Annotated in this window: 27 protein-coding genes and 1 riboswitch; of the genes, 14 read left to right on the forward strand and 13 right to left on the reverse strand. The window is 72.2% G+C overall.

Annotated features, from left to right (window positions below):
- Positions 1–58 precede the first annotated feature (58 nt).
- Complete coding sequence (locus ABT008_RS27550; RefSeq protein ID WP_350699778.1) at positions 59–1357, forward strand: acyltransferase family protein; 1299 nt, start codon at positions 59–61, stop codon at positions 1355–1357.
- Here ABT008_RS27550 and ABT008_RS27555 read toward each other — a convergent pair.
- Entirely contained in the window at positions 1344–2210 is an 867-nt protein-coding gene (locus ABT008_RS27555) for a DUF4097 family beta strand repeat-containing protein (RefSeq protein ID WP_350699780.1), read from the reverse strand. The genes ABT008_RS27550 and ABT008_RS27555 overlap by 14 nt on opposite strands.
- Positions 2211–2347: 137 nt before the next feature.
- On the opposite strand from ABT008_RS27555, the gene recO reads away from it, so the two are divergent.
- From recO to ABT008_RS27570, 3 genes are all read left to right on the forward strand, one after another.
- Positions 2348–3190 (forward strand): DNA repair protein RecO, encoded by an 843-nt coding sequence (gene recO / locus ABT008_RS27560; RefSeq protein ID WP_350699782.1) that lies wholly within the window; start codon positions 2348–2350, stop codon positions 3188–3190.
- 17 nt (positions 3191–3207) lie between these two features.
- Positions 3208–4044, forward strand: coding sequence for an isoprenyl transferase (locus ABT008_RS27565; protein WP_350699783.1), 837 nt, complete (start codon positions 3208–3210; stop codon positions 4042–4044).
- Positions 4045–4108: 64 nt separating this feature from the next.
- Entirely contained in the window at positions 4109–4294 is a 186-nt protein-coding gene (locus tag ABT008_RS27570) for a hypothetical protein (RefSeq protein ID WP_176095300.1), read from the forward strand.
- A gap of 79 nt (positions 4295–4373) precedes the next feature.
- On the opposite strand, the gene gnd is transcribed toward ABT008_RS27570, so the two are convergent.
- Entirely contained in the window at positions 4374–5819 is a 1446-nt protein-coding gene (gene gnd, locus ABT008_RS27575) for an NADP-dependent phosphogluconate dehydrogenase (RefSeq protein ID WP_350699785.1), read from the reverse strand.
- Between the two features lie 392 nt (positions 5820–6211).
- On the opposite strand from gnd, the gene ABT008_RS27580 reads away from it, so the two are divergent.
- The gene (locus ABT008_RS27580; protein ID WP_350699787.1) at positions 6212–6592 is read left to right on the forward strand and encodes a hypothetical protein; all 381 of its coding nucleotides are present in this window, start codon (positions 6212–6214) and stop codon (positions 6590–6592) included.
- A 271-nt stretch (positions 6593–6863) separates the two neighbouring features.
- Here the strand turns inward: ABT008_RS27580 and ABT008_RS27585 are convergent, their stop codons facing one another.
- From ABT008_RS27585 to ABT008_RS27595, 3 genes are all read right to left on the reverse strand, one after another.
- On the reverse strand, positions 6864–7664 hold the full coding sequence (locus ABT008_RS27585; protein ID WP_350699789.1) for an energy-coupling factor transporter transmembrane component T family protein: 801 nt from the start codon (positions 7662–7664) through the stop codon (positions 6864–6866).
- A complete protein-coding gene (locus tag ABT008_RS27590; protein WP_350699791.1) occupies positions 7661–9235 on the reverse strand; it encodes an ABC transporter ATP-binding protein in 1575 nt (524 codons plus the stop codon). The genes ABT008_RS27585 and ABT008_RS27590 overlap by 4 nt, the downstream gene beginning before the upstream one ends.
- Before the next feature lie 75 nt (positions 9236–9310).
- Positions 9311–9901: an ECF transporter S component gene (locus ABT008_RS27595; RefSeq protein WP_350699793.1), complete on the reverse strand. Its 591-nt coding sequence runs from the start codon at positions 9899–9901 to the stop codon at positions 9311–9313.
- A gap of 69 nt (positions 9902–9970) precedes the next feature.
- Positions 9971–10076, reverse strand: a riboswitch (TPP riboswitch).
- 200 nt (positions 10077–10276) lie between these two features.
- On the opposite strand from ABT008_RS27595, the gene ABT008_RS27600 reads away from it, so the two are divergent.
- The 5 genes from ABT008_RS27600 (at position 10277) to ABT008_RS27620 (ending at position 14445) form a co-directional block, all read left to right on the forward strand.
- Positions 10277–11347, forward strand: coding sequence for a permease (locus ABT008_RS27600; RefSeq protein ID WP_502890511.1), 1071 nt, complete (start codon positions 10277–10279; stop codon positions 11345–11347).
- The gene (locus ABT008_RS27605) at positions 11344–12123 is read left to right on the forward strand and encodes a TIGR03943 family putative permease subunit (protein WP_350699794.1); all 780 of its coding nucleotides are present in this window, start codon (positions 11344–11346) and stop codon (positions 12121–12123) included. Before ABT008_RS27600 ends, ABT008_RS27605 begins: the two co-directional genes overlap by 4 nt.
- A 10-nt stretch (positions 12124–12133) precedes the next feature.
- Complete coding sequence (locus ABT008_RS27610; RefSeq protein ID WP_350699796.1) at positions 12134–12964, forward strand: alpha/beta fold hydrolase; 831 nt, start codon at positions 12134–12136, stop codon at positions 12962–12964.
- Positions 12965–13105: 141 nt separating this feature from the next.
- Positions 13106–13855, forward strand: a complete 750-nt coding sequence (locus ABT008_RS27615; RefSeq protein ID WP_350699798.1) for a sugar isomerase domain-containing protein — start codon at positions 13106–13108, stop codon at positions 13853–13855.
- Positions 13856–13944: 89 nt separating this feature from the next.
- Positions 13945–14445: a DUF6328 family protein gene (locus ABT008_RS27620; RefSeq protein WP_350699800.1), complete on the forward strand. Its 501-nt coding sequence runs from the start codon at positions 13945–13947 to the stop codon at positions 14443–14445.
- A gap of 171 nt (positions 14446–14616) precedes the next feature.
- On the opposite strand, the gene ABT008_RS27625 is transcribed toward ABT008_RS27620, so the two are convergent.
- The 7 genes from ABT008_RS27625 to ABT008_RS27655 all read right to left on the reverse strand — a co-directional run bounded on the left by ABT008_RS27625 (position 14617) and on the right by ABT008_RS27655 (position 19060).
- On the reverse strand, positions 14617–15225 hold the full coding sequence (locus ABT008_RS27625; RefSeq protein WP_350699802.1) for a hypothetical protein: 609 nt from the start codon (positions 15223–15225) through the stop codon (positions 14617–14619).
- A gap of 70 nt (positions 15226–15295) precedes the next feature.
- Positions 15296–15691, reverse strand: coding sequence for a Fur family transcriptional regulator (locus ABT008_RS27630; RefSeq protein ID WP_350699803.1), 396 nt, complete (start codon positions 15689–15691; stop codon positions 15296–15298).
- Between the two features lie 67 nt (positions 15692–15758).
- Positions 15759–16058 carry an ArsR/SmtB family transcription factor gene (locus tag ABT008_RS27635; protein WP_350699805.1) on the reverse strand — a complete coding sequence of 100 codons (300 nt, stop codon included), beginning with the start codon at positions 16056–16058 and terminating at the stop codon, positions 15759–15761.
- 37 nt (positions 16059–16095) lie between these two features.
- Entirely contained in the window at positions 16096–16965 is an 870-nt protein-coding gene (locus ABT008_RS27640; protein WP_350699806.1) for a metal ABC transporter permease, read from the reverse strand.
- A complete protein-coding gene (locus ABT008_RS27645) occupies positions 16962–17726 on the reverse strand; it encodes a metal ABC transporter ATP-binding protein (RefSeq protein ID WP_350699808.1) in 765 nt (254 codons plus the stop codon). The genes ABT008_RS27640 and ABT008_RS27645 overlap by 4 nt, the downstream gene beginning before the upstream one ends.
- On the reverse strand, positions 17723–18748 hold the full coding sequence (locus ABT008_RS27650) for a metal ABC transporter substrate-binding protein (RefSeq protein ID WP_350699810.1): 1026 nt from the start codon (positions 18746–18748) through the stop codon (positions 17723–17725). The genes ABT008_RS27645 and ABT008_RS27650 overlap by 4 nt, the downstream gene beginning before the upstream one ends.
- 54 nt (positions 18749–18802) lie before the next feature.
- Positions 18803–19060 carry a hypothetical protein gene (locus ABT008_RS27655; protein ID WP_350699811.1) on the reverse strand — a complete coding sequence of 86 codons (258 nt, stop codon included), beginning with the start codon at positions 19058–19060 and terminating at the stop codon, positions 18803–18805.
- Between the two features lie 29 nt (positions 19061–19089).
- On the opposite strand from ABT008_RS27655, the gene ABT008_RS27660 reads away from it, so the two are divergent.
- From ABT008_RS27660 to ABT008_RS27670, 3 genes are all read left to right on the forward strand, one after another.
- Positions 19090–19431 (forward strand): antibiotic biosynthesis monooxygenase family protein, encoded by a 342-nt coding sequence (locus ABT008_RS27660; protein ID WP_350699812.1) that lies wholly within the window; start codon positions 19090–19092, stop codon positions 19429–19431.
- A gap of 274 nt (positions 19432–19705) precedes the next feature.
- A complete protein-coding gene (locus ABT008_RS27665) occupies positions 19706–20152 on the forward strand; it encodes an Rv0361 family membrane protein (protein WP_350699831.1) in 447 nt (148 codons plus the stop codon).
- 114 nt (positions 20153–20266) lie between these two features.
- A complete protein-coding gene (locus ABT008_RS27670) occupies positions 20267–21646 on the forward strand; it encodes a glycine--tRNA ligase (protein ID WP_350699814.1) in 1380 nt (459 codons plus the stop codon).
- Between the two features lie 96 nt (positions 21647–21742).
- On the opposite strand, the gene ABT008_RS27675 is transcribed toward ABT008_RS27670, so the two are convergent.
- Positions 21743–22732 (reverse strand): type IV toxin-antitoxin system AbiEi family antitoxin domain-containing protein, encoded by a 990-nt coding sequence (locus ABT008_RS27675; protein ID WP_350699816.1) that lies wholly within the window; start codon positions 22730–22732, stop codon positions 21743–21745.
- A gap of 179 nt (positions 22733–22911) precedes the next feature.
- Here ABT008_RS27675 and dusB point away from each other — a divergent pair, with 179 nt between their 5' ends.
- On the forward strand, positions 22912–24081 hold the full coding sequence (dusB, locus tag ABT008_RS27680) for a tRNA dihydrouridine synthase DusB (RefSeq protein ID WP_350699818.1): 1170 nt from the start codon (positions 22912–22914) through the stop codon (positions 24079–24081).
- Positions 24082–24335: the final 254 nt, after the last annotated feature.

Below are 24335 nucleotides of genomic sequence, written 5' to 3' on the forward strand. Positions count from 1 at the left end.
GGCGCGCATCGGAGGGTAGGGAGGGTATGCCTCTGCCCCCGGACATAGATACAGGCTGATGCGAAACCGTTACCTTGACCTGTTGCGTGCACTGGCCATCGTGCGGGTCGTCGTATACCACGTCACCGGCTGGGCGTCGCTGACCGTGCTGTTCCCGGCGATGTCGGTGATGTTCGCGATGGCCGGGTCACTGATGGCCGCCACGCTGTACCGGGTCGGCCCGTCGGCGGTGGGGCGGCGGCTGCGGCGACTGCTTCCGTCGCTCTGGGTGGTCGCCGCCATCTTCGTACCGGCGATGCTGCTCACCGGGCTGCCGCTGACCCCCAAGGTGTTGTTCTGGCTGTTCCCGGTCGTCGATCCGCCGGCGAACTACTGGGGTGCGCTGGCGCTGAGCCCGATCTGGTACCTGCGGGACTACCTCTGGTTCGTGCTCGCCTCGCCGATCGCCATCTGGCTGTTCCGGCGGTTCCCGCTGCCCACCCTGCTCGCCCCCTACATCCTGCTGATCTCCATCGAGTTCGGCATCTATCAGAACCCGCACGGCGTGCTGCGTGAGTTCGGCCTCTACTTCGGCGCGTGGCTGCTGGGCTTCGCCCACCAGGCGGGCATGCTGCGCCGGATGACGAACCGGGTGCTGGTGCCGGTCGTCCTGACGCTCGCAGCGACCGGCGGCGCCTGGATCCTCGCCAATCCCGGCCCGCGTGGTTACGACCTGAACGACATCCCGCTCGGCAACGCCCTCTGGTCGGCAGCGTTCATCCTGGTGGCGCTCGGCCGGGCGCCGTCGGGCGCCGCCTGGGTGGACCGCAACGAGCTGATCGGGCGTGCGGTCACCGTGCTGAACCGGCGGGCGCTGACCGTCTATCTCTGGCACATGGCCTTCGTGGTCGCGCTCACGCCACTGGTGGACGTGGTCGGCTGGTCGCACCAGAACCTGCTGGGTCAGGCCATCCGGGTGGTGTTGGTCTTCGCCCTGGTGGGCGTGGTGACCGCCGCGTTCGGCTGGGTCGAGGACGTGGCGGCGCAGCGCCCGCCGGAGCTGATCCCCGGTGGGCGTCCGTCGTCGGCCCGCCCGCAGGCCGCACCGCGTCGGCCGGTGGGCGAACCGACCCCGGACGGGCGTCCGGGACCCGGTGGCGAGATGCTGCGGATCGATCGCGGGCGCCCCGGACCCGGTGGGGACCTGCCGACCGATGGCGGCCGTCCGGGATCCGGCGGGGAAGTGCCGGCCGATGGCGGCCGGACCGGCGGGGAGGAGCCGGTCGGCGTCGGCCGCGCCGCCGGTCGGGCCGCCCAGCGGCGGGAGGAGTCCGTCCCGGGGCAGCGAGGGCGCAGCGGCGACGTCAGCGGGACGTGACGGCGAGGTCGCCGCTACCGGTCGCGACGTCGAGCACGAGCTTCGCGGTGGGGTCGTGCGGTACGCCGAGGTCGGCCGAGCCCGAGCCGACCGTCGAGAACACCTGGTAGGCGCCGGCCGGCACGGTCAGCTCGACGTGACCGCTGGACGCGTGCGCGCGGGCGGAGGCGGGTCGGTTCAGCTCCACGGTGACGTTGCCGGACCGGGCCTCCGCGTCCACCTCGCCACCGAGCCGGTTCGCGGTGATGTTGCCGGACCCGCTGCGTAGCACCACCGGCTCGGTCACGTCGTACACCTCGATGTTGCCGGAGCCGGTCTCCACCCGGACCGGGCCGGCGGCGCCGGCCACCCGGACGTCGCCGGAGCCGACGGTGACCTCCACCGTGCCGACCCGGCTCAGGTCGACCTCGCCGGAGCCGGTCTCGCCCCGCACACTGACCCCCTCGCCGGTGGTGACCTCGTAGGAGACGCTGCACCGGTTGCCGCAGGAGGTGTCCAGCACCAGTTCCGTGCCGGTGATCTCGTACGACGTGCGTGGCTGGTTGCCCTGGTAGCGCACCACGCGCTTGATGCGGACACCGTCCACCCCGCCGTCAGCGCGGACCACCACGTCACCGGCGCCGGGCAGGAGCCGGATCGCGGTGATCCGGGTGGACTCGGTGTTGTCGAAGTCCAGCCGGCCGAAGGAGAGGTTGTCACACCCGGCGAGGACGATCAGGGCGGTGGCCGCGACCGCCGCCACAAATCCCCGGCGGGCGGTGCTACCTCGGCGGGAGGAGGCGATCCGGCGGGTGGTGGCGGCCGGGTGTGGGGTGGCGGTCCGGCGCGCCGGGGTGGTCGGGTGCAGAGCCATGTCGAGCACGCTACGTCCGGTGCCGCCCGGCGCACATCGGGGTAAGACGGCCCGCCTACCCCGAGCGGACCCTGAGATCCGACCCGGGTGCAGACCCGCACTCCGGCGGGGAGGGAGCGGGGAGGGAGAATGACGCGATGGCCGGGTACCGCCGACAGCTCTACCGCGACGACGCGGTGGTGCTGCGTGTGCAGAAACTCGGCGAGTCGGACCGGATCATCACCCTGCTCACCCGGCGGCACGGCCGGCTGCGCGCGGTCGCCCGGGGGGTACGCCGCACCACCTCGAAGTTCGGCGCCCGGCTGGAACCCTTCGGCCACGTCGACCTGCAACTCGCCGGTGACCCCAAGGGCGAGCTGGGCAGTTCGCTGCACAGCGTCAGCCAGGTCGAGGGGATCGACCTGTACGGCAAGCGGTTCCTCGGTGACTACCCCCGCTACACGGCGGCCAGCGCCATCGCCGAGACCGCCGAACGCCTCACCCCGGTGGAGCGGGAGCCGTCGCTGCGGCTGTTCCAGCTCACCCTGGGCGCGCTGAAGGCACTGGCCGAGGGCAGCCACGCGACGACGCTGGTGCTCGACGCGTACCTGCTGCGCGGCATGGCGCTGGCCGGTTGGGCACCGGCGCTGACCGCCTGTGCGGTCTGCGGCACCCCGGGGCAGCACCGGGCGTTCTCCGTACCCGCCGGTGGCGCGGTCTGCCCGGACTGCCGCCCGCCCGGCGCGTCCCATCCGGCCCCGGCCACCATCGACCTGATGTCCGCCCTGACCACCGGTGACTGGCGGGTCGCCGACGCCACCGAGAACGGCGTACGCCGGGAGTGCAGCGGCCTGGTCGCGGCGCACCTGCAGTGGCACCTGGAGCGCGCGCTACGCTCGCTGCCGCTGGTGGACCGGGGCGGCCCGGCCGCCGGCACGGTCCGACCCGGTGGCGGACGCGCCGGGGCGGCCCCGCCGCGCGAGCCGGCCGGCGAGGGCTGACGCCCGACCGGGCGTCGATGGAGTCGAGCAGGGAGAGCCGAGTGATCCGATCCACCAGGGCCGGCCGGCGCGCGCCGGTGCCGCCGACGCCGCACCCGTCGGGCGCCCGACCTCCGGCGCTGCCGTCGGAGGCGGTGCCCCGGCACGTCGCCGTGGTGATGGACGGCAACGGCCGCTGGGCCAAGGAGCGCGGGCTGCCCCGCACCAAGGGCCACGAGGCGGGGGAGTTCTCCCTCTTCGACACCGTCGAGGGCGCCATCGAGCTGGGCATCCCCTACCTGTCGGCGTACGCCTTCTCCACCGAGAACTGGCGGCGCTCGCCGGACGAGGTGCGCTTCCTGATGGGCTTCAACCGGGACGTCATCCGCCGCCGCCGGGACCAGCTCGTCGAGCTCGGGGTACGGGTGGTCTGGTCGGGCCGGGCCGGACGGCTGTGGAAGAGCGTCATCTCCGAGTTGCAGACCGCCGAGGAGATGTCCCGGGAGAACTCGACGCTGACGCTCCAGTTCTGCGTCAACTACGGCGGGCAGGCGGAGATCGCCGACGCGGCCGCCGCGATCGCCCGGGACGTGGCCGCCGGCCGGCTGGACCCGGGCAAGGTCAACGAGAAGACCATCGAGCGTTATCTTTACCACCCCGAGGTGCCCGAGGTGGACCTGTTCCTGCGCCCCTCCGGCGAGCAGCGCACGTCGAACTTCATGCTCTGGCAGAGCGCGTACGCGGAGCTGGTCTTCCTGGACACGCTCTGGCCCGACTTCGACCGCCGCCACCTGTGGTACGCCTGCGAGCTGTACGCCCAGCGGGACCGCCGCTTCGGCGGTGCGCTGCCCAACCCGGTGGCCCCGACCGTGTGACGCTTAGCGATCGGTCGGACTGGGTATCAGTGTCGTCAGCAGCCACTGACGGAGGTGAACCCACATGATGCGCAAGCGTGTCGCCCAGTGGGCGGTGATGGCCGTTGCGGTTCCGTTGGCGGCCGCCGGTGCCCGCCGGCTCAGCCACTCGATGGAATCCCGGCGGGGCCCGTCCCGGGCCAGTCGCCTGCTCACGCAGGGAGCGGACCTGATCCGCCCGCAGAAGGCCCGGCGTCGCCGCTTCTTCTGAGTTTGTAAGGAGGGGTCCCCTGCTAACGCCTGGTGCATAGCAGGGGACCCTTCCTAACACCGAAGACGGCGAGAAGGGGTCAGGCCGGGGTCTCGGCGCGGTCCGGGGTGGCCCACAGGGTGTGGAAGGAACCGTCGCGGTCGACCCGGCGGTAGGTGTGCGCCCCGAAGTTGTCCCGCAGGCCCTGGATGAGCGCGGCCGGGAGACGCTGCGCGCGCAGCGCGTCGAAGTAGGCCAGCGACGAGGCGAACGCGGGTGCCGGCACGCCGACCCGGGCCGCCTCGGCCACCACCCGCCGCCAGCTCGGCACACCGTCGCGCACGGTGTCCGCGAACCACGGTGCCACCAGCAGCGTGGGCAGCTCCGGCTGCTCGTCGTAGGCCTGCTTGATCCGGTCCAGGAAGCGGGCCCGGATGATGCAGCCGCCCCGCCAGATCTTCGCCGTGCCGCCGAGGTCGATGTTCCAGTCGTACTCGGCGCTGCCCGCACGGATCTGGTCGAAGCCCTGCGCGTACGCCACGATCTTAGAGGCGAGCAGCGCCCGGCGTACGTCCTCGATGAAGGCCTCGCGGTCGGCGACCTGCCACTTCTCCCCGGAGTCCGGGAACGCCCGCACCGCCGCCTCGCGCTGGTCGACGTGGCCGGAGAGCGACCGGGCGAACGTCGCCTCGGCGATGCCGGTGATCGGGATGCCCAGGTCCAGGGCGATCTGGACGGTCCACCGGCCGGTGCCCTTCTGCTCGGCCCGGTCCTGCACCACGTCCACGAACGCCTCGCCGGTGGCGGCGTCGGTGTGCGCCAGCACGTCGGCGGTGATCTCGATCAGGAAGGACTCCAGCTCACCGGAGTTCCACTCCCGGAAGATCTCCGCGAGCTCCGACGGGGTCGCGCCCAGACCGGCCCGCAGCAGGTCGTACGCCTCGGCGATGAGCTGCATGTCGGCGTACTCGATGCCGTTGTGGACCATCTTCACGAAGTGCCCGGCGCCGTCCGGCCCCACGTGCTCGCAGCAGGACTCGCCGTCGACCTGCGCGGCGATCTTCTCGAAGATCGGCCCGAGTTTGCGGTACGACTCGGCCGACCCGCCCGGCATGATGCTCGGCCCCCAGAGGGCGCCCTCCTCGCCGCCGGAGACGCCGGTGCCGACGAAGTGCAGGCCCTTGGCCCGCAGCGCCTCCTCCCGGCGGCGGGTGTCGGCGAAGTGCGCGTTGCCGCAGTCGATGATGATGTCGCCCTCTTCGAGCAGCGGCACCAACTCGTCGATCACCGCGTCGGTGGGACCGCCCGCCTTGACCATGATGATCACCGCACGGGGGCGCTCCAGCGCGGCGACGAAGTCCGCCAGGGACTCCGTCGGAACGAACGTGCCCTCGTCGCCGTGCTCGGCCACCAGCGACCGGGTCCGTTCCGGCGAGCGGTTGTGCAACGCCACGGTGAACCCGTTGCGAGCCAGGTTCCGGGCCAGGTTCCGGCCCATCACCGCCAGCCCGGTCACACCGATCTGCGCCGTAGCCCGATCCGCCATCCTCGTCGCCACCTTCCGCCGTCTACCTGTAGTGCTGCGACGGTATCGCGGCCGGCCCCGGGACCGCGCCGTCCCCCCACCGCTGGTCATCAGGTGGTCGCGTAGCGCACGCCACCGGGGGCGTCGATAATTCGGATGCGTTCCTCGTACCGGCCGGATAGCGTGCGGGCATGCGCTACTGACACCCGCTCCATCGAGCCGGTCCACCGCCCCTGTGGCCGTGGACCCGTCGCTCCCGGGTGTCCGCCGTCCTCCTCGTCGCCGTTGTCGCGACGTTCTCCGTGGCCGCTCCGGAGCGACCTTCCGCTGATCCCGCCCGACCGCCGACCGGCGGTCCCCACCGACGGCGGTGGCGTGGCGTACGCACCGACACCGCCAGCGAGGAGGCTCCGATGCCTGCCAGCCGTAAACCGAAGAAGTCCCGTAGTGCCGCCCGGGTGTCCGAGGTGACGCCGCCCGACCTCGACGCGTCGACCGACGCGCTCACTCCGCCGATCGGCCGGGAGTTCCCGGCGCAGCCCGGCGGGTTCGCCGTGCCGTCGGGGCTCGACGCCCCGGCAGCGCTGGCCGCGCTGCACTCCCCGGCGGGGCTCGCTCCACTGAGCGATCCGCTTGATCCGTCCATGCCGGATCGCTCCGAAGACCGTGAGGTGCCGCGAGCGCAAGTCGCGCGGACGACCGGCCCGACGGTGACCCGTCGCGGCAAGGGGTATGGCTCCGGCCGTCCGCAGCGTGCCGGTGCGGCTCGGCAGTACGCCTTCCGGCGGAGCTGACCGGCCCGGTGCGCCTGGCCGGCGGTATGCCGCACAGCGTGGCCGGTGGTTTGCCGCGCAGGGTGGCTGACCGGCGGTATCTCGCCCAGCCGGGCCGGTGGTTTGCCGCGCAGGCTGGCTGACCGGCCCTACGGCACCACCGGACGTCGGCTGTGTTCTTCCCGCCCGGCATGGGCGTGGCTGATCGACCGGTGTGTCCCGTGTGAACGGCAGGTGGGTAGATCTGTTGTCGCTGGAACGACAACAGATCTACCCACCACGGTCGCAGGGTTCAGCCGATCAGCGGCCGGAAGGTGCCGAGCGCGACGCTGACGCCCAACGCGGTGACGGCCAACGCCGTCGCGACGACGACCAGCAGCCAGTCGGCGGCACCGAAATGTTGCCGGCGGGCGACGGTACGCGGTACCCCGGCGTCGAAGCCGCGCGCGTCCATCGCGACCGCCAGCCGGGTGCCCCGGCGGATCGCGCCGACCAGCAGCGTGAACGCGGTGGAGACGAAGAGTCGCAGCTTTGCCACCGGGTTGCGTCCCGCCTCCACCCCGCGTGCGCGCCGGGCCATGACGATCATCTGCCACTCCTGGCCGAGCAGCGGCAGCAGCCGGAACGCCGCCAGCGCACCGATCGCGAAGCGGGCCGGTGCGCGGGCGTTCTGCACCAGCGCGTCGGCAAGGTCGGTGGGATCGGTGGTGGCGAAGACGATCACGCCGGGCAGGGCCACCGCGAACAGGCGCAGCACCAGGCCGAGCGCGGTGAGCAGCACCGTCGAGGTGACCACGACCGGTCCGGCGTCGAGCAGTACCCGGCCCGAGCGGTCCGCGGCGAAGAGCACCAGCGTGACCAGGACGCCCACGGCGGCGACCAGCAACGGCCACACCCGACGGAACAGCACCCGGTAGCGCACGCCGAACAGCGGTAGGACCGCCAACTCGACCGCGATCGCGATCGCCGGTGCGACCGGGTCCAGCGTCGCCAGCAGCGGGAACGCGAACAGCAGCGCCGCCGCCAGCTTGGCCACCGGATTACGCCGGGCCAGCGGCGCGTCCGGCCGGGCGACCGGTTCCAAGTCGATCATCGGAACTCCACCGGGGGAGACGCCGGTGGTGGTTCCGGAGAGGGTGCGGCCTCGGACCGCGCGGTCGGGGACCACGCGTCGGTGGGCTGCGCGGCGGTGGACCGTGCGGCGGTGGGCTGTGCGGCCGGGGTCGGGGACGGCGGGGCACCGTGAGCCGGTGCGGGCGTCAGCGTCAGCGTCCGGTCGGCGAGCGCGGCGACGAACTCGGCGTCGTGGGTGACCGTCACCAGGGCGTGGCCGTCGTCGCGTAGCTCCGCGAACAGGTCCACCAGCTCCCGCCAGGTGCGTCGGTCCTGGCCGAAGGTGGGCTCGTCGCAGATCACCAGCCGGGGCGCGGTGGCCAGGGCGGTCGCCACGCTCAGCCGCCGCGCCTCGCCACCGGAGAGGGTGTACGGGTTCGCCCCGGCCAGCCGATCCAACCGCAGTCGGTGCAGCAGCTCGTCGACGCGTCGGCGCACCTCCGCCTCGGTGGCGCCGGTACGTCGGGGCCCGAGCGCCAGCTCGTCGTAGACGGTGCCGGTGACGAACTGGTGCTCCGGGTCCTGGAACACCGAGCCGATCCGGCGCGCCAGCGCGGGTGCCCGCCACCGGTGCGGTGGGGTGCCGGCGTCGGCCCCGGCCAGGTCGACGCCGGCCACCAGCCGCCCGCTGCCCGGCTTGAGCAGCCCGCCGAGCAGCACCGCGAGGGTGGACTTGCCGACGCCGTTGGGGCCGAGCACGGCGATGGCCGCACCGGCGCGTACCGCCAGGTCGGTGGCGGCCAGCCGGGGTGGTTGGCCGAGCCGGTCGGCGGTGAGCAACACCTCGCCGGGGCCGGTGGTGGCCCGGCGGGTCGGGATCCGGCGGCCGGGCACCCAGACGCCGTCGGCGGCGAGGGCGTCGCCGTGCGTGGCGAAGACGGTCTCCGGTGGGCCGTCGACGCGGACGCCGCCACCGGCGTCGAGCACCACCACCCGGTCGACCAGCGGCAGGGCGTCGGCCACCCGGTGCTCGACCAGGATCAGGGTGGTGTCGTCGTCGACCGCGCGGCCCACGGCGGCGCGGACCAGGTCGGCCCCGGCCGGGTCGAGGTTGGCGGTGGGCTCGTCGAGCAGCAGCAGGTCGGGGCGGAGCGCGAGCACTCCGGCCAGGGCGAGCCGCTGCTGTTCGCCGCCGGAGAGCGCTGCGGTGGGGCGGTCCCGGGGGTACGGGAAGCCGACCCGACGCAGCGCCTCGTCCACCCGGGGCCAGATCTGCCCGGCGGGTACGCCCCGGTTCTCCAACCCGAACGCGACGTCGTCGCCGCTGCGGGCCATGACGAGTTGCGACTGCGGATCCTGGAAGACGATGCCGACCCGCTCGCGGGCCTCGGCCGGTGGCCGACCGTCGATCTCGATGGTGCCCTCCTGCTCACCGGAGTCCTCCGGCAGCAGCCCGGCCAGCGCGGCGAGCAGGGTGCTCTTGCCGGCGCCGGAGGGCCCGAGCAGCAGTACCCGTTCGCCTCGGCGTACCCGCAGGTCCACGCCGCGTACCGCCCAGGCGCGTCGCCCGGCGTGCCGCCAGCCGAAGCCGCGCAGCCGCACCTCGCCCACCTGCTACCCCCGCTCCTCGTCCCCGACCCGTCGATGGCCCGGTGGAGCCGGCCGGACCGGCTCCACCGGGCGAGGTCAGACCAGGTTCCGTTCGCGGCCGGCGGGGAAGCGGTCCAGGACGCCGGTGCCGGCGAGCGCCTTGGTGAGCGCGTAGCCGCCGGCACCGGCGACCACGGTGGCACTGAGCACGGTGAGCAGCGCGTACGGGATGCGGTAGGTGCCCAGCTCGTAAGCGGCGTTCCAGGCGAAGAAGTCGAACAGGGCGGCGCCCAGGCCGGTCAGCGCACCGGCGAGCAGCGCCGTCGGCAGCCGGAACGAGCGGTACCGGAAGGCGGCGAAGGCCAGTTCCGCGCCGAGGCCCTGGATCAGGCCCTGGACGATGGTGATGCCGCCCCACTCGGAGCCCAGCAGCGCGGAGACGGTCGCCGCGACCGCCTCGCAGAACAGCGCGGCACCCGGCTTACGGATGATCAACCCGCCGAGCACCGCCGGCACCAGCCAGACGCCGTACATGACGGCCTGGCTGGCCGGGAAGAAGGCGAAGGCCGGGTCGACCGCCCGCCAGAGCAGGCCCCAGGCCCAGAAGATGACACCGAAGCCGACGGCGATCACCGCGGCCACGACGATGTCGACGGTGCGCCATCGAGTGGTGGTCGGTTGGCTCATGAGTGCTCCCAGTCCAGTGTCGAACCAGGCAAGACGCACGCCGCGTCCGGCGTGGCCGGGCCGTGGCGGGCTGGAGGTGGACCGAACTCCCTGCGCTGGCATTACCCAGATCAGGTACGGAGGGTCTGCGGGCGGACCCGCACTCTCAGCGCTGTGCGCTCCCCTGTCGGAGGTGGTGTTGTCCCGCCGACGCTAACACCTTCGAAGATCGACGGACAATGTGATCTACGCAGGTCATGCCGGGTGCCGACGACGGGTGTTCCGGCGGTGGTCGGCGCGTGCGGGAACCCGCCCGGTTTCGTGACATCCATCGACGTCATCGGCTCCGGACGGTAATCTCAGGCCGCCGATCCACGAGGGCCGAGAGGCGACAGGGTGAGCACAGATACGGACCATGCCGCGCCGGCCGGTGAACCGGCGGGTCGTCCGACGGGCGTGGCCACCGAGGAACGTCCGGCCCGACCTGGCGGCGGCGAGCCGCCCCGGCGCTGGCTCGGCGACCGGATCGGCTCGGTGGAGATCCTGGCGGGCCTGCTGGTCCTGCTGATCATCTTCCGTGACCCGCTGGCCGGGACGCTGGACGATCCCCGCATCCAGACGTGGACCACCGTGTTCGTCTCGATCATGGTGCAGGCGGTGCCGTTCCTGGTCTTCGGCATCCTGCTCTCCGCCGTGATCGCGGTCTTCGTACCCCGGTCGTTCTGGGCCAAGGCGCTGCCCCGGCACCCGGCGCTGGCGGTGCCGGCGGCCAGCGCGGCCGGCGTGGTGCTGCCGGGCTGCGAGTGCGGGTCGGTGCCGATCGCGGGGTCGCTGATCCGCCGGGGCGTCACCCCGGCGGCGGCGCTGGCCTTCCTGCTGGCCGCACCGGCGGTCAACCCGATCGTGCTGGTCGCCACCGCCGTAGCCTTCCCCAACAATCCCGAGATGGTCCTCGCCCGGGGGGTCGCCAGCCTGGTCGTGGCAATGATCATGGGCTGGCTCTGGCTGCGGCTCGGTCGGACCGAGTGGATCAAGATGCCGCGCCGCCCGGAGTTGGACGACCCCCGGCGGAGCCGGGCCTTCTGGGCCGCCGTCCGGCACGACGTCACCCACGCCGGCGGCTTCCTGGTGCTCGGCGCGATGGCCGCCGCCAGCATCAACGTGCTGGTGCCGGAGCGCTGGCTCCAGACCCTGGCCGACAACGCCTGGCTGTCGATCCTGGCGCTGGCGCTGCTCGCCGTCCTGCTCTCGCTGTGTTCCGAAGCGGACGCCTTCGTCGCGGCCTCGCTGTCGCAGTTCTCCCTCACGTCCCGACTGGTCTTCCTGGTGGTGGGGCCGATGGTCGACCTCAAGCTGATCTCGATGCAGGCCGGTGTCTTCGGCCGGCGGTTCGCCTTCCGGTTCGCGCCGGCCACGTTCGCGGTCGCCCTGCTGGTGGCCACCGGAGTCGGGATGGTGCTGCTGTGAACCGACAGGCACAAGCGGTGATCCTGCTGCTGCTCGGCGGGGCGGTGATCCGGGCCAGCGTCACCGACCTCTATCTGCGCTACGTCAAGGAGGGCCTGCGTCCCTTCCTGATCGCCGCCGGTCTGCTGCTGGTGGTCGCCGCGGTGATGACCCTCTGGTACGAACTGCGGCCCTCCGTGCCCCGCGCGACGGCCCCGACCGGCGGCGGGTCCACTCCTCCGGCGAGCGGTGCCGCCCCGGTGACGGCCGACCACGACGAGCACGACGGCCACGGCCACCACGAACCCCGGGTCGGTTGGCTGCTCATCCTGCCTGTGCTCGGACTGCTGCTGGTGGCCCCACCGGCCCTCGGGTCGTACGCGGCGGGGCAGGCCGGCACCGCGCTGAACGCCCCTCGGGAGTCCGACTACCCGCCGCTGCCCGAGGGCGATCCGGTGCAGGTGAGCGTGCTCGACTACGCCTCCCGGGCGCTGTTCGACCGGGGCGCCTCGATCGGCGACCGGCGGGTGGTCCTCACCGGGTTCCTGGCCACCGGCGCCGGTGGCGAGCCGATCCTGGCCCGGATGGTGCTCTCCTGCTGCGCCGCCGACGGGCGACCGATCAAACTCGGGCTCACCGGTGACGTGCCGGTCGGGCTGCCCAACGACAGTTGGGTCGAGGTGGTCGGCCGCTACAGCGACCGGGTCGGCCGGGACCCGGTCAACGACGCCGAGATCCCGTACCTGGAGATCGAGTCGTGGCGGCAGGTGCCGGTACCCAAGCGCCAGTACGAGTAGCGTTCCGGGCATGCACGTCGACGCCCGAGGTCTGCGGTTCGAGATCCACCCCGGTGGCCCCGAGTCGGGTGAGCCGGTGCTGCTGCTGCACGGCTTCCCGCAGAACTCCTGCGAGTGGCACGCGGTGACGCCCGTCCTGCACGGGGCGGGCCTGCGCACGTACGCGCTGGACCAGCGGGGCTACTCGCCGCAGGCGCGGCCGAGCGAGGTGGCGGCGTACCGGCTGGGGGAGTTGGTCGCCGACGCGGTGGCGGTGCTCGACGCGCTCGGCGTGACGCGGGCGCACGTGGTCGGCCACGACTGGGGTGCCATCGTCGCCTGGGCGCTCGCCGCCGGCCACCCCGACCGGGTGCGTACGCTCACCGCGGTCTCCGTGCCGCACCCGGCCGCCATGGCGCACGCGCTGTCGCACGACCCTCAGCAGAAGGCGCGCTCGGCGTACATGCTGCTGTTCCGAAAGGCGGGCGTGGCCGAGAAGACGCTGCTGGCCCTCGACGCGCTCGGGTTGCGGCGGCTGTTGCGCGACGTCGGCGACGACGCCCGGGTTGCCGCGTACGCCGATCCGCTGCGCGAGCCGGGCGCGCTCACCGCGGCGCTGAACTGGTACCGGGCGATGTCCCGCTCCGAGCTGGCGGCGATCGGCCCGGTGTCGGTGCCGACCACCTTCGTCTGGAGCGACCGCGACGTCGCCATCGGACGGACCGCCGCCGAAGCCTGCGCCGCACACGTGAGCGGCGACTACCGCCTCGTCGAGCTGCCCGGCGTCAGCCACTGGATCCCGGACGAGGCGCCGATGCCGCTGGCCGAGGCGATCCTGTCCCGCGCCCGCCCGACCGCCTGACATCTGCCGGCGTCGTAGCGGGAGCGCCGCGTCGGCCTCGGACCGTCCGGACCGTCCGGACCGACCGGCAAGACGGCCGGGTCGTGCGGGAAGCTGGGTGGGGTCGTCGGCGGCGGCGATCCGAGGGAGGCGGGAGAGAGCATGACGGTGAGTGCCGAGGGCTACCTGGCCGAGGTGACCGCGACGATGACCCGGGTGGCGGCCAGCCAGCGGGAGCAGGTGGGCCGGGCGGCCGACCTGATCGCCGAGGCGATCCGCGCCGACGGGGTGGTGCACGCCTTCGGCACCGGTCACTCGGAGGCCCTGGCGATGGAGATCGCCGGCCGGGCCGGTGGGTTGGTGCCGACCAACCGGATCGCCCTGCGGGACCTGGTGCTGCACGGTGGGGAGCCGGCCGACGTGCTGGGCCCGAAACTGGAGCGGGACCCGTCGGTCGCGCACCGGCTCTACGACCTCGCCCCGACCGGCCCGCGTGACGTCTTCGTGCTCGCCTCGAACTCGGGAGTGAACGGGGCGATGGTGGAGTTCGCCTCGCTGGTCGTGGCGCGAGGTCATCCGTTGGTGGCGATCACCTCGGCCCAGCACTCGGCCCGGATGGAGTCCCGCCATCCGTCCGGGCGCAAGCTCGCCGACTTCGCCGACGTGGTGCTGGACAACGGTGCCCCGTACGGGGACGCGACCCTGCCGCTGCCGTCCGGCGGTGCGGTGGGCGCGGTCTCCTCGATCACGGCGGCGTTGCTGGCCCAGCAGATCGTGGTCGAGGTGGTGGCCCGGCTGCTGGCCGCCGACGAGCAGCCGCCGGTCTATCTGTCGGCCAACATCGCCGGTGGCGACGCGCACAACGACGCTCTGGAGGCCCGTTACGCAGGGCGGATCCGGCGCGGTTCCTGAGTCGGTTTCGGGTGGTGCACGGCGGGGCATCTGCGTTCCGCCGGTCGGGGGTTCCGACCGGGTGGAGCGTGTTCCCTCGGAGGTTCGCGGTGTCCAAGGAGACCGAGAAGCAGCGGTGGCAGCGGAACTTCGCTGACCTGCTTCAGGAGTTGCGGGTCGCACAGACCGGCGTACAGATCCTCTTCGCCTTCCTGCTCACCCTGCCGTTCAGCAACGGCTTCACCCGTACCACAGAATTCCAGCGGGACGTCTACGTCGTCGCGCTGATCGCGGCGGCCGGCGCCACCGCGATGATCATCTCGCCGGTGGCGTTCCACCGGGCGTTGTTCCGCCAGGGCCGCAAGCCGGAGCTGGTGCAGTTCGCCCACAAGATGGCCACCGCCGGTCTCGCCTTCATGCTGGTCGCGATGGTCAGCTCGGTGCTGCTGATCACCGACTTCGTGCTCGCCCGGCCGATCGCCTTCCTGCTCAGTGCGGTCACCGGCCTGTGGTTCCTCACGTTCTGGGTGATCCTGCCGTTCAGCCGCCGCAACTGGGGCGACGACGACATCGACGACGAGGAGGACCCGAGCGGGCTCTCCCCAGGCTGAGCCGCTCGGGCCGGTCAGGTCCGGCGACGTGTCGCCTCCACGCGGTTGATCAAGGAGTTTTAGTCACGGCATGTTGGTTTGGGCGGCGAAAACTTCTTGATCAACCCGGTGGGGCGGTGGGTGGGGTGGGGCGGTGGGTGGGTGGGGTGGGGGTGGGTGGGGTGGGGTGGGTTAGCGGTGGGGGTCGTGGAGGCCTAGGCGGCGGAGTTCTAGGGCGGCCAGGGCGTTGACGGTGGTGTCGTCGCCGCGCCGCCACGCCTCGGCGACGTCCGGGGAGATCCGGGTGAGCTTGCGCAGCGGCTGACCGGCCAGGGCGCGCAGGGCCAGCAGGTCCCGGCCGGCGGGCGCGGCAGCCAGGGCCGCCGCCGAAGCGGCTCGCCGCATCCAGCGCACCCGCAGCGGCAGCCAGCCGAACAGCACCAGCCCCAGCGGGACGATGAGCAGCCCGACGGCCAGCGCCAGCGCCAACTGGTCGACCAACTCCTGCTGGTCACGCCCGGCCTCGGCGAGCGAACGGGCCGCCCCGGCCGCCCGCTCGAACGGGCCGGTCAGCTCGTCGCCCACCAACGGCACCCGGCCGACCTTGCCGCCCGCGTCGGCCAGGTTGTCGGCCAGCCCACCACCGGCCCCCTCCAGCTTCTGCCCGGGTACGGCCAGCTTCTGCACCAGGTCGTGCAGCCAGAGCGCACCACGGATCGCCGCGTACACCCAGGCGACGACGAGCAGATCGGTGAGGAACTGGCGCAGCGCGGTCGGGAAACGATCAGCGTAGATCTTCACGCCGGACAGCGTGCCACGCTCGGGCGCGGCGGGCACTCCCACGGACGCCCGATCCTGGGAGTGCGCGGGATCAGCGGGCGCAGTCCGGGCAGGTGCCGAAGATCTCCAGGGTGTGGCTGACGTCGGTGAAGCCGTGCTGAGCCGCCACCCGGTCGGCCCAGTTCTCCACCGTCGGCCCGGCCACCTCGACCGTACGACCGCAGGCCCGGCAGACCAGATGGTGATGATGCCCCTCGCTGCACCTGCGGTAGAGGTGCTCGCCGCCGGGCGGGCGCATCACGTCGATCTCGCCCGCGTCGGCCAGACCCTGCAACGTCCGGTAGACCGTGGTCAACCCGACCCGCTCGCCGCGATCACGCAGCATCGCGTGCAGGTCCTGGGCGCTGTGGAAGCCCTCCAGCTCGGCCAGCAACGCGCTCACCGCCGACCGCTGGCGGGTGTTCCGGACCACCGCACTGTCGCTCATGCCGTCACTCCGCTTCGCTGCGTGCCGGCATTTGTGCTGTGCCTGATGATTCGCTCGCGTGGCTCGCTCATGATTCCTCCCCGGCATGGCTGACCGCGTCGGCGACGATGTGCGCGACATGCTCGTCGACCAGGGCGTACGCGATCTCCCGGCCCCGCCGCGAGCCGCGTACGACGCCGGCCCCGCGCAGCACCCGCAGGTGCTGGGAGACCAACGGTTGCGCGACGCCGAGTTTATCCACCAGCTCGTGCACGCAGCGCTCGCCGTCGGCCAGCTCGCTGACGATGGCGAGCCGGATCGGCGCCGAGAGGGCGCGCAGGAGCTCGCTGGCACCCTCGAAGGCGTCATAGCCGGATCCGCTGGTCACCCTGCAACGGTAACCAATACCGAAGCGGAACCCGTGATCAGGACCGGCTGAGCACCACCTCGTGTGGTTCCGGATCGGGCGTGGGCTGCGGTCGGGAGCGGCGGAGCCGGCGCCAGGCGGCGGCCAGCAGGGTGACCACCACGAACGAGGCGATCGCGAGGACCACCACCGAGGCGCCCGGCGCGGTGTCGGCGAGCGCCGCCATCCAGATGCCCGCACCGGCGGCGAACAGGCCCAGTGCCATGGCCGCCGTCATGGTGCTGCGGAACCCCCGGGTGACCTGCTGGGCGGTGGCCACCGGGACGACCATCAACGCGCTGATCAGCAGGACGCCGACGGCCCGCATGGCGATCGTGACGGTGATCGCGGTGGTGATCGCCAGCAGCAGGTTCAGCGCGCGTACCGGCAGCCCGGAGACTCGGGCGTACTCCTCGTCGTGGCAGACCGCGAACAGCGCGGGCCGCAGCGCCAGCATCGCCGCCAGCACCGCCACGCCGAGCACCGCGATGGTGACCAGGTCCTCGCGGGAGGTCGTGGTCAACGCACCGAAGAGGTACGCGTTGAGGTTGGCACTGGTGCTGTCGGAGAGCCCCACCAGGACCACGCCACCGGCGATGCCGCCGTAGAACAGCAGGGCCAGCGCCAGGTCACCGGAGGTGCGGCCGCGTTCGCGGATCAGCTCGATGGCGATCGCCCCGATGGTGGCCGCGATCACCGCCATGATCACCGGAGAGGTCTGGAACAGCAGGCCGGCACCGACGCCGGTGAGCGCCACGTGCCCGATGCCGTCGCCGATCAGCGCGAGTCGCCGCTGCACCAGGTAGATGCCGAGCGCCGGGGCGGCCAGCCCGATGATCAGCGCGCCGATCAGGGCGCGCAGCATGAATTCGTACTGGAAGAGACTCACCTTGTGCTCCACATGCCGGCGGGCTCCTCGGGACCGTGCGGATGCACGTGGTCGTGGTCCGGCTCCGCGTGGTGCCCGGCCGGGTCCGGGACCGCGCCGTCGTGCGCGATCTGCCCCTGGTGTACGACGATCGCGCGGCTGATCAGCGGCCGGAGCGGGCCCAGCTCGTGCGCGACGAGCAGGACCGTGCCGCCGTCGTCGACGAAGCCGCGCAGGGCCCCGGCGAACGCCTCCTGGCTGGCCGCGTCCACTCCTGCCGTCGGTTCGTCGAGCACCAGCAGCTCCGGGCGTCCGGCCAGGGCCCGGGCGATCAAAGTGCGTTGCTGCTGGCCGCCGGAGAGCGTGGCCACCGGGTCCTTCGCCCGGTCGGCCAGGCCCACGGCGCGCAGCGCCTCCGCCACCGCCTCCCGGTCGGCCCGTCCGGGTGGACGCAGGATGCCCCGGCGGGCCAGCCGGCCGGAGGCGACCACCTCGGCCACGGTGGCCGGTACGCCGCTGCCCGCGCCGAGCCGCTGGGGTACGTAGCCGAGCCGCTGCCACTGTCGGAACCGGCGTACCCGGTGACCGAAGAGGGTGACCGAGCCGGCGGTGAGCGGGACGAGCCCGAGCACGGCGCGGATCAGGGTGGACTTGCCGGAGCCGTTGGCGCCGAGGACCGCGACCACCTCGCCGGTGGTCACGGTCAGGGATACGTCGCGGAGCACGGGGCGGCCGTCGTAGCCGACCACCCCGTGCTCCACGGAGATGACGTCAGGTGTCACGAGCAGCTCAACGCCGTCCTCAAGGTCTGCAGGTTGGTGCGCATCACCGAAAGGTAGTCCCCGCCGTTGTCGGCGGACAGACCCTCGATCGGATCGAGCACCGCGGTCTGGGCGCCGACCTCCTTGGCGATGGTCTCGGCGACCTTCGGGCTGACCAGGGTCTCGAAGAAAATCGTGGTGGCGCCGTGCTCCCGTGCCTCCTCGGTGACCGCGGCCAGCCGCTGCGGCGACGGCTCGTCCTCCGGGGAGAGCCCGGTGATGCCGATCTGCTCCAGCTTGTACTTCTGTGCGAGGTACCCGAACGCGGTGTGGCTGACCACGATCTCCCGCCGCTGGCAGGTCCTCAGCCCCTCGCTGAACTCGGTGTCCAGCTTCTCCAGCTCGGTACGCAGGGTGGTCGCCCGCTGGGTGTACTCGCCGGACCGGTCCGGGTCGACGGTGCCGAGGCGCTCGGCCAGCTTGTCGCCGATGGTGGCCAGTCGGGTCGGGTCCAGCCAGACGTGCGGGTCCTTGGCGCCGTCCGAGGTCTCCTCGGCGTGCTCGGCCTCGTCGGCCGGCTTCTTCTCGTCGTGGTCGTGACCGTGGTCGTCGTCCTCGTGACCGTGGTCGTCGTCGCCGTGGCTGTGGGTGTGGCCGCCGGCGGCGGCGTCGAGCAGCGGCTCCACGGTCGCCACGTCGAAGGCGCGGTCACCGCCGTTCTGGTCGATCGCCTCGTCCACCGCAGGCTGGAAGCCGTGCAGGAAGATGATCAGCTCCGCCTCGCTGATCTGGCCGACCTGCCCCGGGTTCAGCTCCAGGTCGTGCGGCTCGGCACCGGGGCGGGCCAGGTTCGTCACCGCCACCGCGTCGCCGCCGATCTGCTCGGCGAGGAACTGCAACGGGTAGAAGCCGGCCACCACGTCGATCCGATTCGGGTCGGCACCGGCCGGGCTGTCCTCGGTCGAGCAGGCGGTGACGCCACCCAGGGCGAGCAGGGCGGCCGTGGCGGTGGCCAGAGCGCGCGGAGCGGTGCGGTAGGTCATGACACCGACTCTCCGCGACAACGACAATGATTGTCAAAAACGCATGAGTGCATGTCAGAGCAGCTTCACCAGGCCGACGGTGACCAGCAGGGTGAGTGCCAGCAGCCGGATAACCCGCGTGGGCGGGGTCTGCACCTGCCAGGTCGTCACCAGCAGCGCGGCCAGCGCGGCGGCGATCGTCAAGGTCAACAGCCCGCCGACCACCCCCGGGACGAAGAACGCGACCAGCATCAGGAACAGGGTGATCAGGAACACCGTCGTGGGGTTGGCCCGGGCCAACCGCTCGTGGATCCCGCGCTGCGTACGCTGCATCCCACAGACTCTACGAGGAGGGGGAGCCGGTGCTGGTGACCAACCGGTTCGTGGTCGAGGAAGACGCCGCCGAGGACTTCGCCGGACGGGCACACGCGGCCCTCGCCGCGCTCGCCGCCCGGCCCGGCTACCTGCGGGGACAACTCGTCCGGGCGTTGGACGACCCACGTCACTGGTGCCTGGTGACGGAGTGGGAGTCGGTGGGCACCTACCGCCGGGCGTTGGGCGGTTTCGACGTCAAGATCACCGCCGTCCCGCTGCTCGCCGAGAGCATCGACGAGCCGTCCGCGTACGAGCCGTTGGCGACCGCGGCGCCCGGTGGGGACGTGGTGGTGGTCGACAGCGATCGTGCTGCGGGTCCTTACCGGTGAGCCGCCGGGCACTACGCTGGCTCCCATGACCGCTCCCGGACCGGCAGCCCCACCACCGCACCAGCCGCTGCCCGGCCAGCAGGGACCTCAGGCCCCGGGCGATCCCGGCCGGCCATCGGCCCCGTCCGGCGTGCCGCCCACCGGCGGCCCCGGCGTGCCGCCCCCGCCCACCGGTGCTCCCGGCATCCCGCCCCCGTCCGGCGGTGGCCCCGGCCTCCCGCCGCCTCCCGCCGGATCGGACCCCGGCACACCGGCACCGCCCGCCGGGCCGGGCGTGGCCCCGCCGTTCGCGGCCCCACCGACCGAGGGCGGCCGTACCCGGCTCTGGCTCGGCCTCGGCGCCGGAGCGCTGGCCCTGGTGCTGTGCTGCGGTGGCGGCGGTACGGCCGTGGTCGGCCTGCTGGTCAGCGGGGTGCAGGCGATCGACGAGCAGGGACGCACCGTCTCCGGCGACTACTACCGGGCGCTGGCCGACGGCGAGTTCGGCCGGGCCTACGACCAGCTCTGCGAGGACGCCCGGCGGCGCGAGTCGCGGCAGGAGTTCGAGCGCCGGGCCGCGGCCGAACCGCAGATCTCCTCCTACCGGGTCGGCCAGGTGGACACCACCACGCTGACCGTGCCGGTGGACGTGACCTTCAGCGGCGGCGGCCAGGAGCGCCAGCAGGTCGTGCTCCAGCAGGACCAACAGACCGGTGGCATGGAGGTCTGCGGAGTCAACTGACCGGCCGCAGGTAATGTGCTGGGTCCGAGGACCGGCGGGGTCGTACCGTGGTCCCGGACCGTTCGATTCATCCCACACTGTCCCCGCCGACCGCCAGTCGGCGTAGGAGGAAAAATGCCAGCCGACCGTATCGACGCCGTCGTCAGCCTCGCCAAGCGTCGAGGATTCGTCTTCCCCTCCAGCGAGATCTACGGAGGCACCCGGTCGGCGTGGGACTACGGTCCGCTCGGCGTGGAGCTCAAGGAGAACGTCCGCCGGCAGTGGTGGAAGACCATGGTCCAGCAGCGTGACGACGTGGTGGGTCTGGACTCCGCGGTGATCCTGTCGCGCGACGTGTGGGCCGCCTCCGGTCACCTGGACGCCTTCGTCGACCCGCTGACCGAGTGCCAGTCCTGCCACAAGCGGTTCCGCGCCGACCACCTGGAAGAGGCGTACGAGGCCAAGCACGGCAAGCCGCTGGCCGCCCTGACCGAGCTGAACTGCCCCAACTGCGGCAACAAGGGCACCTTCACCGAGCCGCGGATGTTCAACGGCCTGATGAAGACCTACCTGGGCCCGGTGGAGAGCGACGAGGGCCTGCACTACCTGCGGCCGGAGACCGCCCAGGGCATCTTCGTCAACTACAAGAACGTCGAGACCGTCGCCCGCAAGAAGCCGCCGTTCGGCATCGCGCAGACGGGCAAGTCGTTCCGCAACGAGATCACCCCGGGCAACTTCATCTTCCGCACCCGCGAGTTCGAGCAGATGGAGATGGAGTTCTTCGTCGAGCCCGGCACCGACGAGCAGTGGCACGAGTACTGGTTGCAGGAGCGCTGGAACTGGTACATCGACCTCGGTCTGGCCGAGGAGAACCTGCGCTTCTACGAGCACCCGCAGGAGAAGCTCTCGCACTACTCCAAGCGCACCGTCGACATCGAGTACAAGTTCCGGTTCGGCGGCACCGAGTTCGCCGAGTTGGAGGGCATCGCCAACCGCACCGACTTCGACCTGTCCACGCACAGCAAGCACTCCGGCGTCGACCTGTCGTACTTCGACCAGACCAAGCAGGAGCGCTGGGTCCCGTACGTGATCGAGCCGGCCGCCGGCCTCACCCGCGCGGTGCTGGCGTTCCTGCTGGAGGCGTACGACGAGGACGAGGCGCCGAACACCAAGGGCGGCGTGGACAAGCGCACCGTGATGCGCTTCGACCCTCGGCTGGCCCCGGTGAAGGTGGCGGTGCTGCCGCTGTCCCGCAACGAGGCGCTCTCGCCCAAGGCCAAGCAGCTCGCCACCGACCTGCGCAAGCGTTGGGTGGTCGAGTTCGACGACTCGCAGGCGATCGGCCGCCGCTACCGCCGGCAGGACGAGATCGGCACCCCGTTCTGCGTCACGGTCGACTTCGACACGCTCGACGACAACGCGGTGACCATCCGGAACCGGGACACCATGGCCCAGGAGCGGATCGCGCTGGACCAGGTCGAGCGCTACCTGATCGACCACCTCCCCGGCTGCTGACGCGCGCTGCCGAAGCGCCGCTGAAGTGCTGCTGAAGTGAAAGGAAGGGTCCCCTGTTAACGCCTGGTGCATAGCAGGGGACCCTTCCTAACACCGTCAACCACGCGGATCGCCGCTCGGCGGTGTCGGCGTCACCGATACGTCGACTCGTAACCGGACGCCGGCACCGAGCCCGCGCCGGGACTCGTACGCCTCCTCCACCGACCGCCGTACCCGGTGCGGCTCGCGGCGGATCTGTGCCGGCGTGAAGTGCAGCACCAGCACACCCAGCCGGCTCAGCTCGTTGTGCCGGTCGAGGGTGCGCGCCCAGTCGCCGGGTCGGAAGTGGTACTCCTGCGAGTCGACCTCCAGAGCCACCGCCGCCTCCGGCAGGTAGCCGTCGGGCGTCGGCACCGCCCGACCTGCCGCGTCCCGCAGTCGGGGATTCCACAGGATCTCCGGCAGCATCGTGCTCGCCGCGAGGCAGTTCCGCAGCTCGGCCTCCGGCGCCGACCGCACGCCCTGTGTCACCTCGGCGAACGCCTTCCTGACCAGCGCCGTACGGCTGCGTCGGGCACGACGGATCTCCTCGTCCAGGTCGGCGAGGTCCGCGTACCCCCGCTGCACGGCCTCGGCCACGACGGCCCGCACCGGACGGAGTTGCCGCAGCCCGCGCGCCGCGTCGACCACCGCGCGGGCCGGCGAGCACACCGGGTAGAACGGCGTGGCGCAGGCCCGGCTGTCCAGCGTCAGGGCCCGCGAGATCACCGCGAAGCCGGCGGACGTACGGCGGGCGTGATGCGGTACGACGAGCTGCACGGCGTCGGTGCGCGGGCACTGCCGGAAGCCGTACCAGATCAGCGCGGCGAGGCCGGTCAACTGCGCTTCCGTCCCGGCGTAGAGCGCCGCCGAGATCCGTCGCTGCTCGTCGGTCAGGACGCCGGTGACCAGGGCGTACGTGGCGGGCAGCACCCGCTGCCACAGGCCGCGTCGGGTTTGCCGGTAGAGATACATGTCGTCGAAGCCGGCGGCGAGCAGTTGCGCGCGGCTGACGATCTGCTGCTGATGTTCGGCCAGGTCGGCGAAGTGGGGAGGAAGGCTGCGCATGTCGGACAGCATCGATCGTGATCTCGTCCCGTGGGTGGCCCCCGGCCGGGCCTGTGGACAGCCGCCGGGCCTGTGGACAAACCCGCCGGGTCGCTGGCGATGTGGTATGCGTCGCGTTAGCAGGGGTCCCCTGCTATGCACGAGGCGTTAGGAAGGGACCCTTCCTTACACTTGGGCGCGTGCCGACTACCGCTCCCGTCCTGCGCCCGTTGACCATCGGGCCGCATCAGGTGTGGCCGCCGGTCGTGCTGGCGCCGATGGCCGGCATCACCAACGTCGGCTTCCGCCAGCTCTGCCGCGAGCAGGGCGGCGGCATCTACGTCTGCGAGATGATCACCACCGTCGCGTTGGTCGAGCGGAACCCGAAGACGCTGCGCATGATCGCCTTCGGTGCGGACGAGAGCCCACGCAGCCTCCAGCTCTATGGCACCGACCCGGAGACCACCGCCGCCGCCGTGCGGATCGTGGTCGAGAAGGACCTCGCCGACCACATCGACCTCAACTTCGGCTGCCCGGTCCCGAAGGTCACCCGCCGGGGCGGTGGCGCGGCGCTGCCGTGGCGCCGCCGGCTCTTCGCCCGCCTGGTGCGGGCCGCGGTGGACGCCGCGTCACCCGCCGGGGTGCCGGTCACCGTGAAGATGCGCAAGGGCATCGACGACACACACCTGACGTACGTCGAGGCGGGCCTCGCCGCGCAGGACGCCGGAGTGGCTGCGGTCGCCCTGCACGGGCGTACGGCCGCGCAGCGGTACTCGGGCACCGCGGACTGGGACGCCATCGCCACCCTGAAGCAGGCGCTGGACGTGCCGGTGCTCGGCAACGGAGACATCTGGGAGGCCGACGACGCGCTGCGGATGGTCGCGCACACCGGCGTGGACGGGGTGGTGATCGGGCGTGGCTGCCTCGGTCGGCCGTGGCTCTTCGCCGACCTGGAGGCCGCGTTCGACGGTCGTGCCGAGCGGCGACTGCCGAACCTCGGCGAGGTGGCGACGACCATGCGCCGCCATGCCGAGCTGTTGGTCGCGCAGTTCACCGCCGGGGCCAGAAACCCGGCCCGGGGTGAGCGGGACGGCTGCACCGACTTCCGTAAGCACGTCGCGTGGTACCTGAAGGGTTTCCCCGTCGGCGGTGAGCTGCGCCGTGCGCTGGCGATGATCGACACCCTGGCCCAGCTCGACGACCTGCTCGGCAAGCTCGACCCCACGGTGCCGTTCCCGGTGGAGACGCTCGGTCAGCCCCGGGGCCGGACCAACTCCCCGGGCAAGGTGTTCCTGCCCGACGGCTGGCTGGCCAGCCGCGACGACGACACCGTGCCGGTGGGCGCCGAGCTGGACGACTCGGGCGGTTGAGCCCGCCGCCGTTCGCCACCGTGCGCGCGGCCGCACCGGCCGATGGTGCATGCCTGTGCAGGTACTCCGACGGTGCGCTGGGTGTTAGGAGGGGTCCCCTGCTATGCACGAGGCGTTGGTAGGGGGCCCTTCCTTGCGCGCAACGGCCGGCCCCCGTTCCGGGGGCCGGCCGTTGTGGTGTCAGGAGGTGGTGGCGTAGCCGCGGGTGGCGATCCAGTTGGCGAGGTCGTCGATGTGGAGGTCGTAGCGGGCTT

The organism is Micromonospora sp. NPDC002389 (assembly GCF_040296095.1).
GTDB lineage: Bacteria > Actinomycetota > Actinomycetes > Mycobacteriales > Micromonosporaceae > Micromonospora.

Bases quoted from the DNA above. Each gene is read 5' to 3' on its own strand.
- ABT008_RS27630 (WP_350699803.1), bottom strand. From the start codon at position 15,691: ATGAGCGACAGTGCGGTGGTCCGGAACACCCGCCAGCGGTCGGCGGTG.
- ABT008_RS27655 (WP_350699811.1), bottom strand. From the start codon at position 19,060: ATGCAGCGTACGCAGCGCGGGATCCACGAGCGGTTGGCCCGGGCCAAC.
- ABT008_RS27650 (WP_350699810.1), bottom strand. From the start codon at position 18,748: ATGACCTACCGCACCGCTCCGCGCGCTCTGGCCACCGCCACGGCCGCC.
- ABT008_RS27555 (WP_350699780.1), bottom strand. From the start codon at position 2,210: ATGGCTCTGCACCCGACCACCCCGGCGCGCCGGACCGCCACCCCACAC.
- ABT008_RS27585 (WP_350699789.1), bottom strand. From the start codon at position 7,664: ATGATCGACTTGGAACCGGTCGCCCGGCCGGACGCGCCGCTGGCCCGG.
- gnd (WP_350699785.1), bottom strand. From the start codon at position 5,819: ATGGCGGATCGGGCTACGGCGCAGATCGGTGTGACCGGGCTGGCGGTG.
- recO (WP_350699782.1), top strand. From the start codon at position 2,348: ATGGCCGGGTACCGCCGACAGCTCTACCGCGACGACGCGGTGGTGCTG.
- ABT008_RS27570 (WP_176095300.1), top strand. From the start codon at position 4,109: ATGATGCGCAAGCGTGTCGCCCAGTGGGCGGTGATGGCCGTTGCGGTT.
- ABT008_RS27610 (WP_350699796.1), top strand. From the start codon at position 12,134: ATGCACGTCGACGCCCGAGGTCTGCGGTTCGAGATCCACCCCGGTGGC.
- ABT008_RS27550 (WP_350699778.1), top strand. From the start codon at position 59: ATGCGAAACCGTTACCTTGACCTGTTGCGTGCACTGGCCATCGTGCGG.
- ABT008_RS27565 (WP_350699783.1), top strand. From the start codon at position 3,208: ATGGAGTCGAGCAGGGAGAGCCGAGTGATCCGATCCACCAGGGCCGGC.
- ABT008_RS27670 (WP_350699814.1), top strand. From the start codon at position 20,267: ATGCCAGCCGACCGTATCGACGCCGTCGTCAGCCTCGCCAAGCGTCGA.
- ABT008_RS27615 (WP_350699798.1), top strand. From the start codon at position 13,106: ATGACGGTGAGTGCCGAGGGCTACCTGGCCGAGGTGACCGCGACGATG.
- ABT008_RS27595 (WP_350699793.1), bottom strand. From the start codon at position 9,901: ATGAGCCAACCGACCACCACTCGATGGCGCACCGTCGACATCGTCGTG.
- ABT008_RS27580 (WP_350699787.1), top strand. From the start codon at position 6,212: ATGCCTGCCAGCCGTAAACCGAAGAAGTCCCGTAGTGCCGCCCGGGTG.
- ABT008_RS27675 (WP_350699816.1), bottom strand. From the start codon at position 22,732: ATGCGCAGCCTTCCTCCCCACTTCGCCGACCTGGCCGAACATCAGCAG.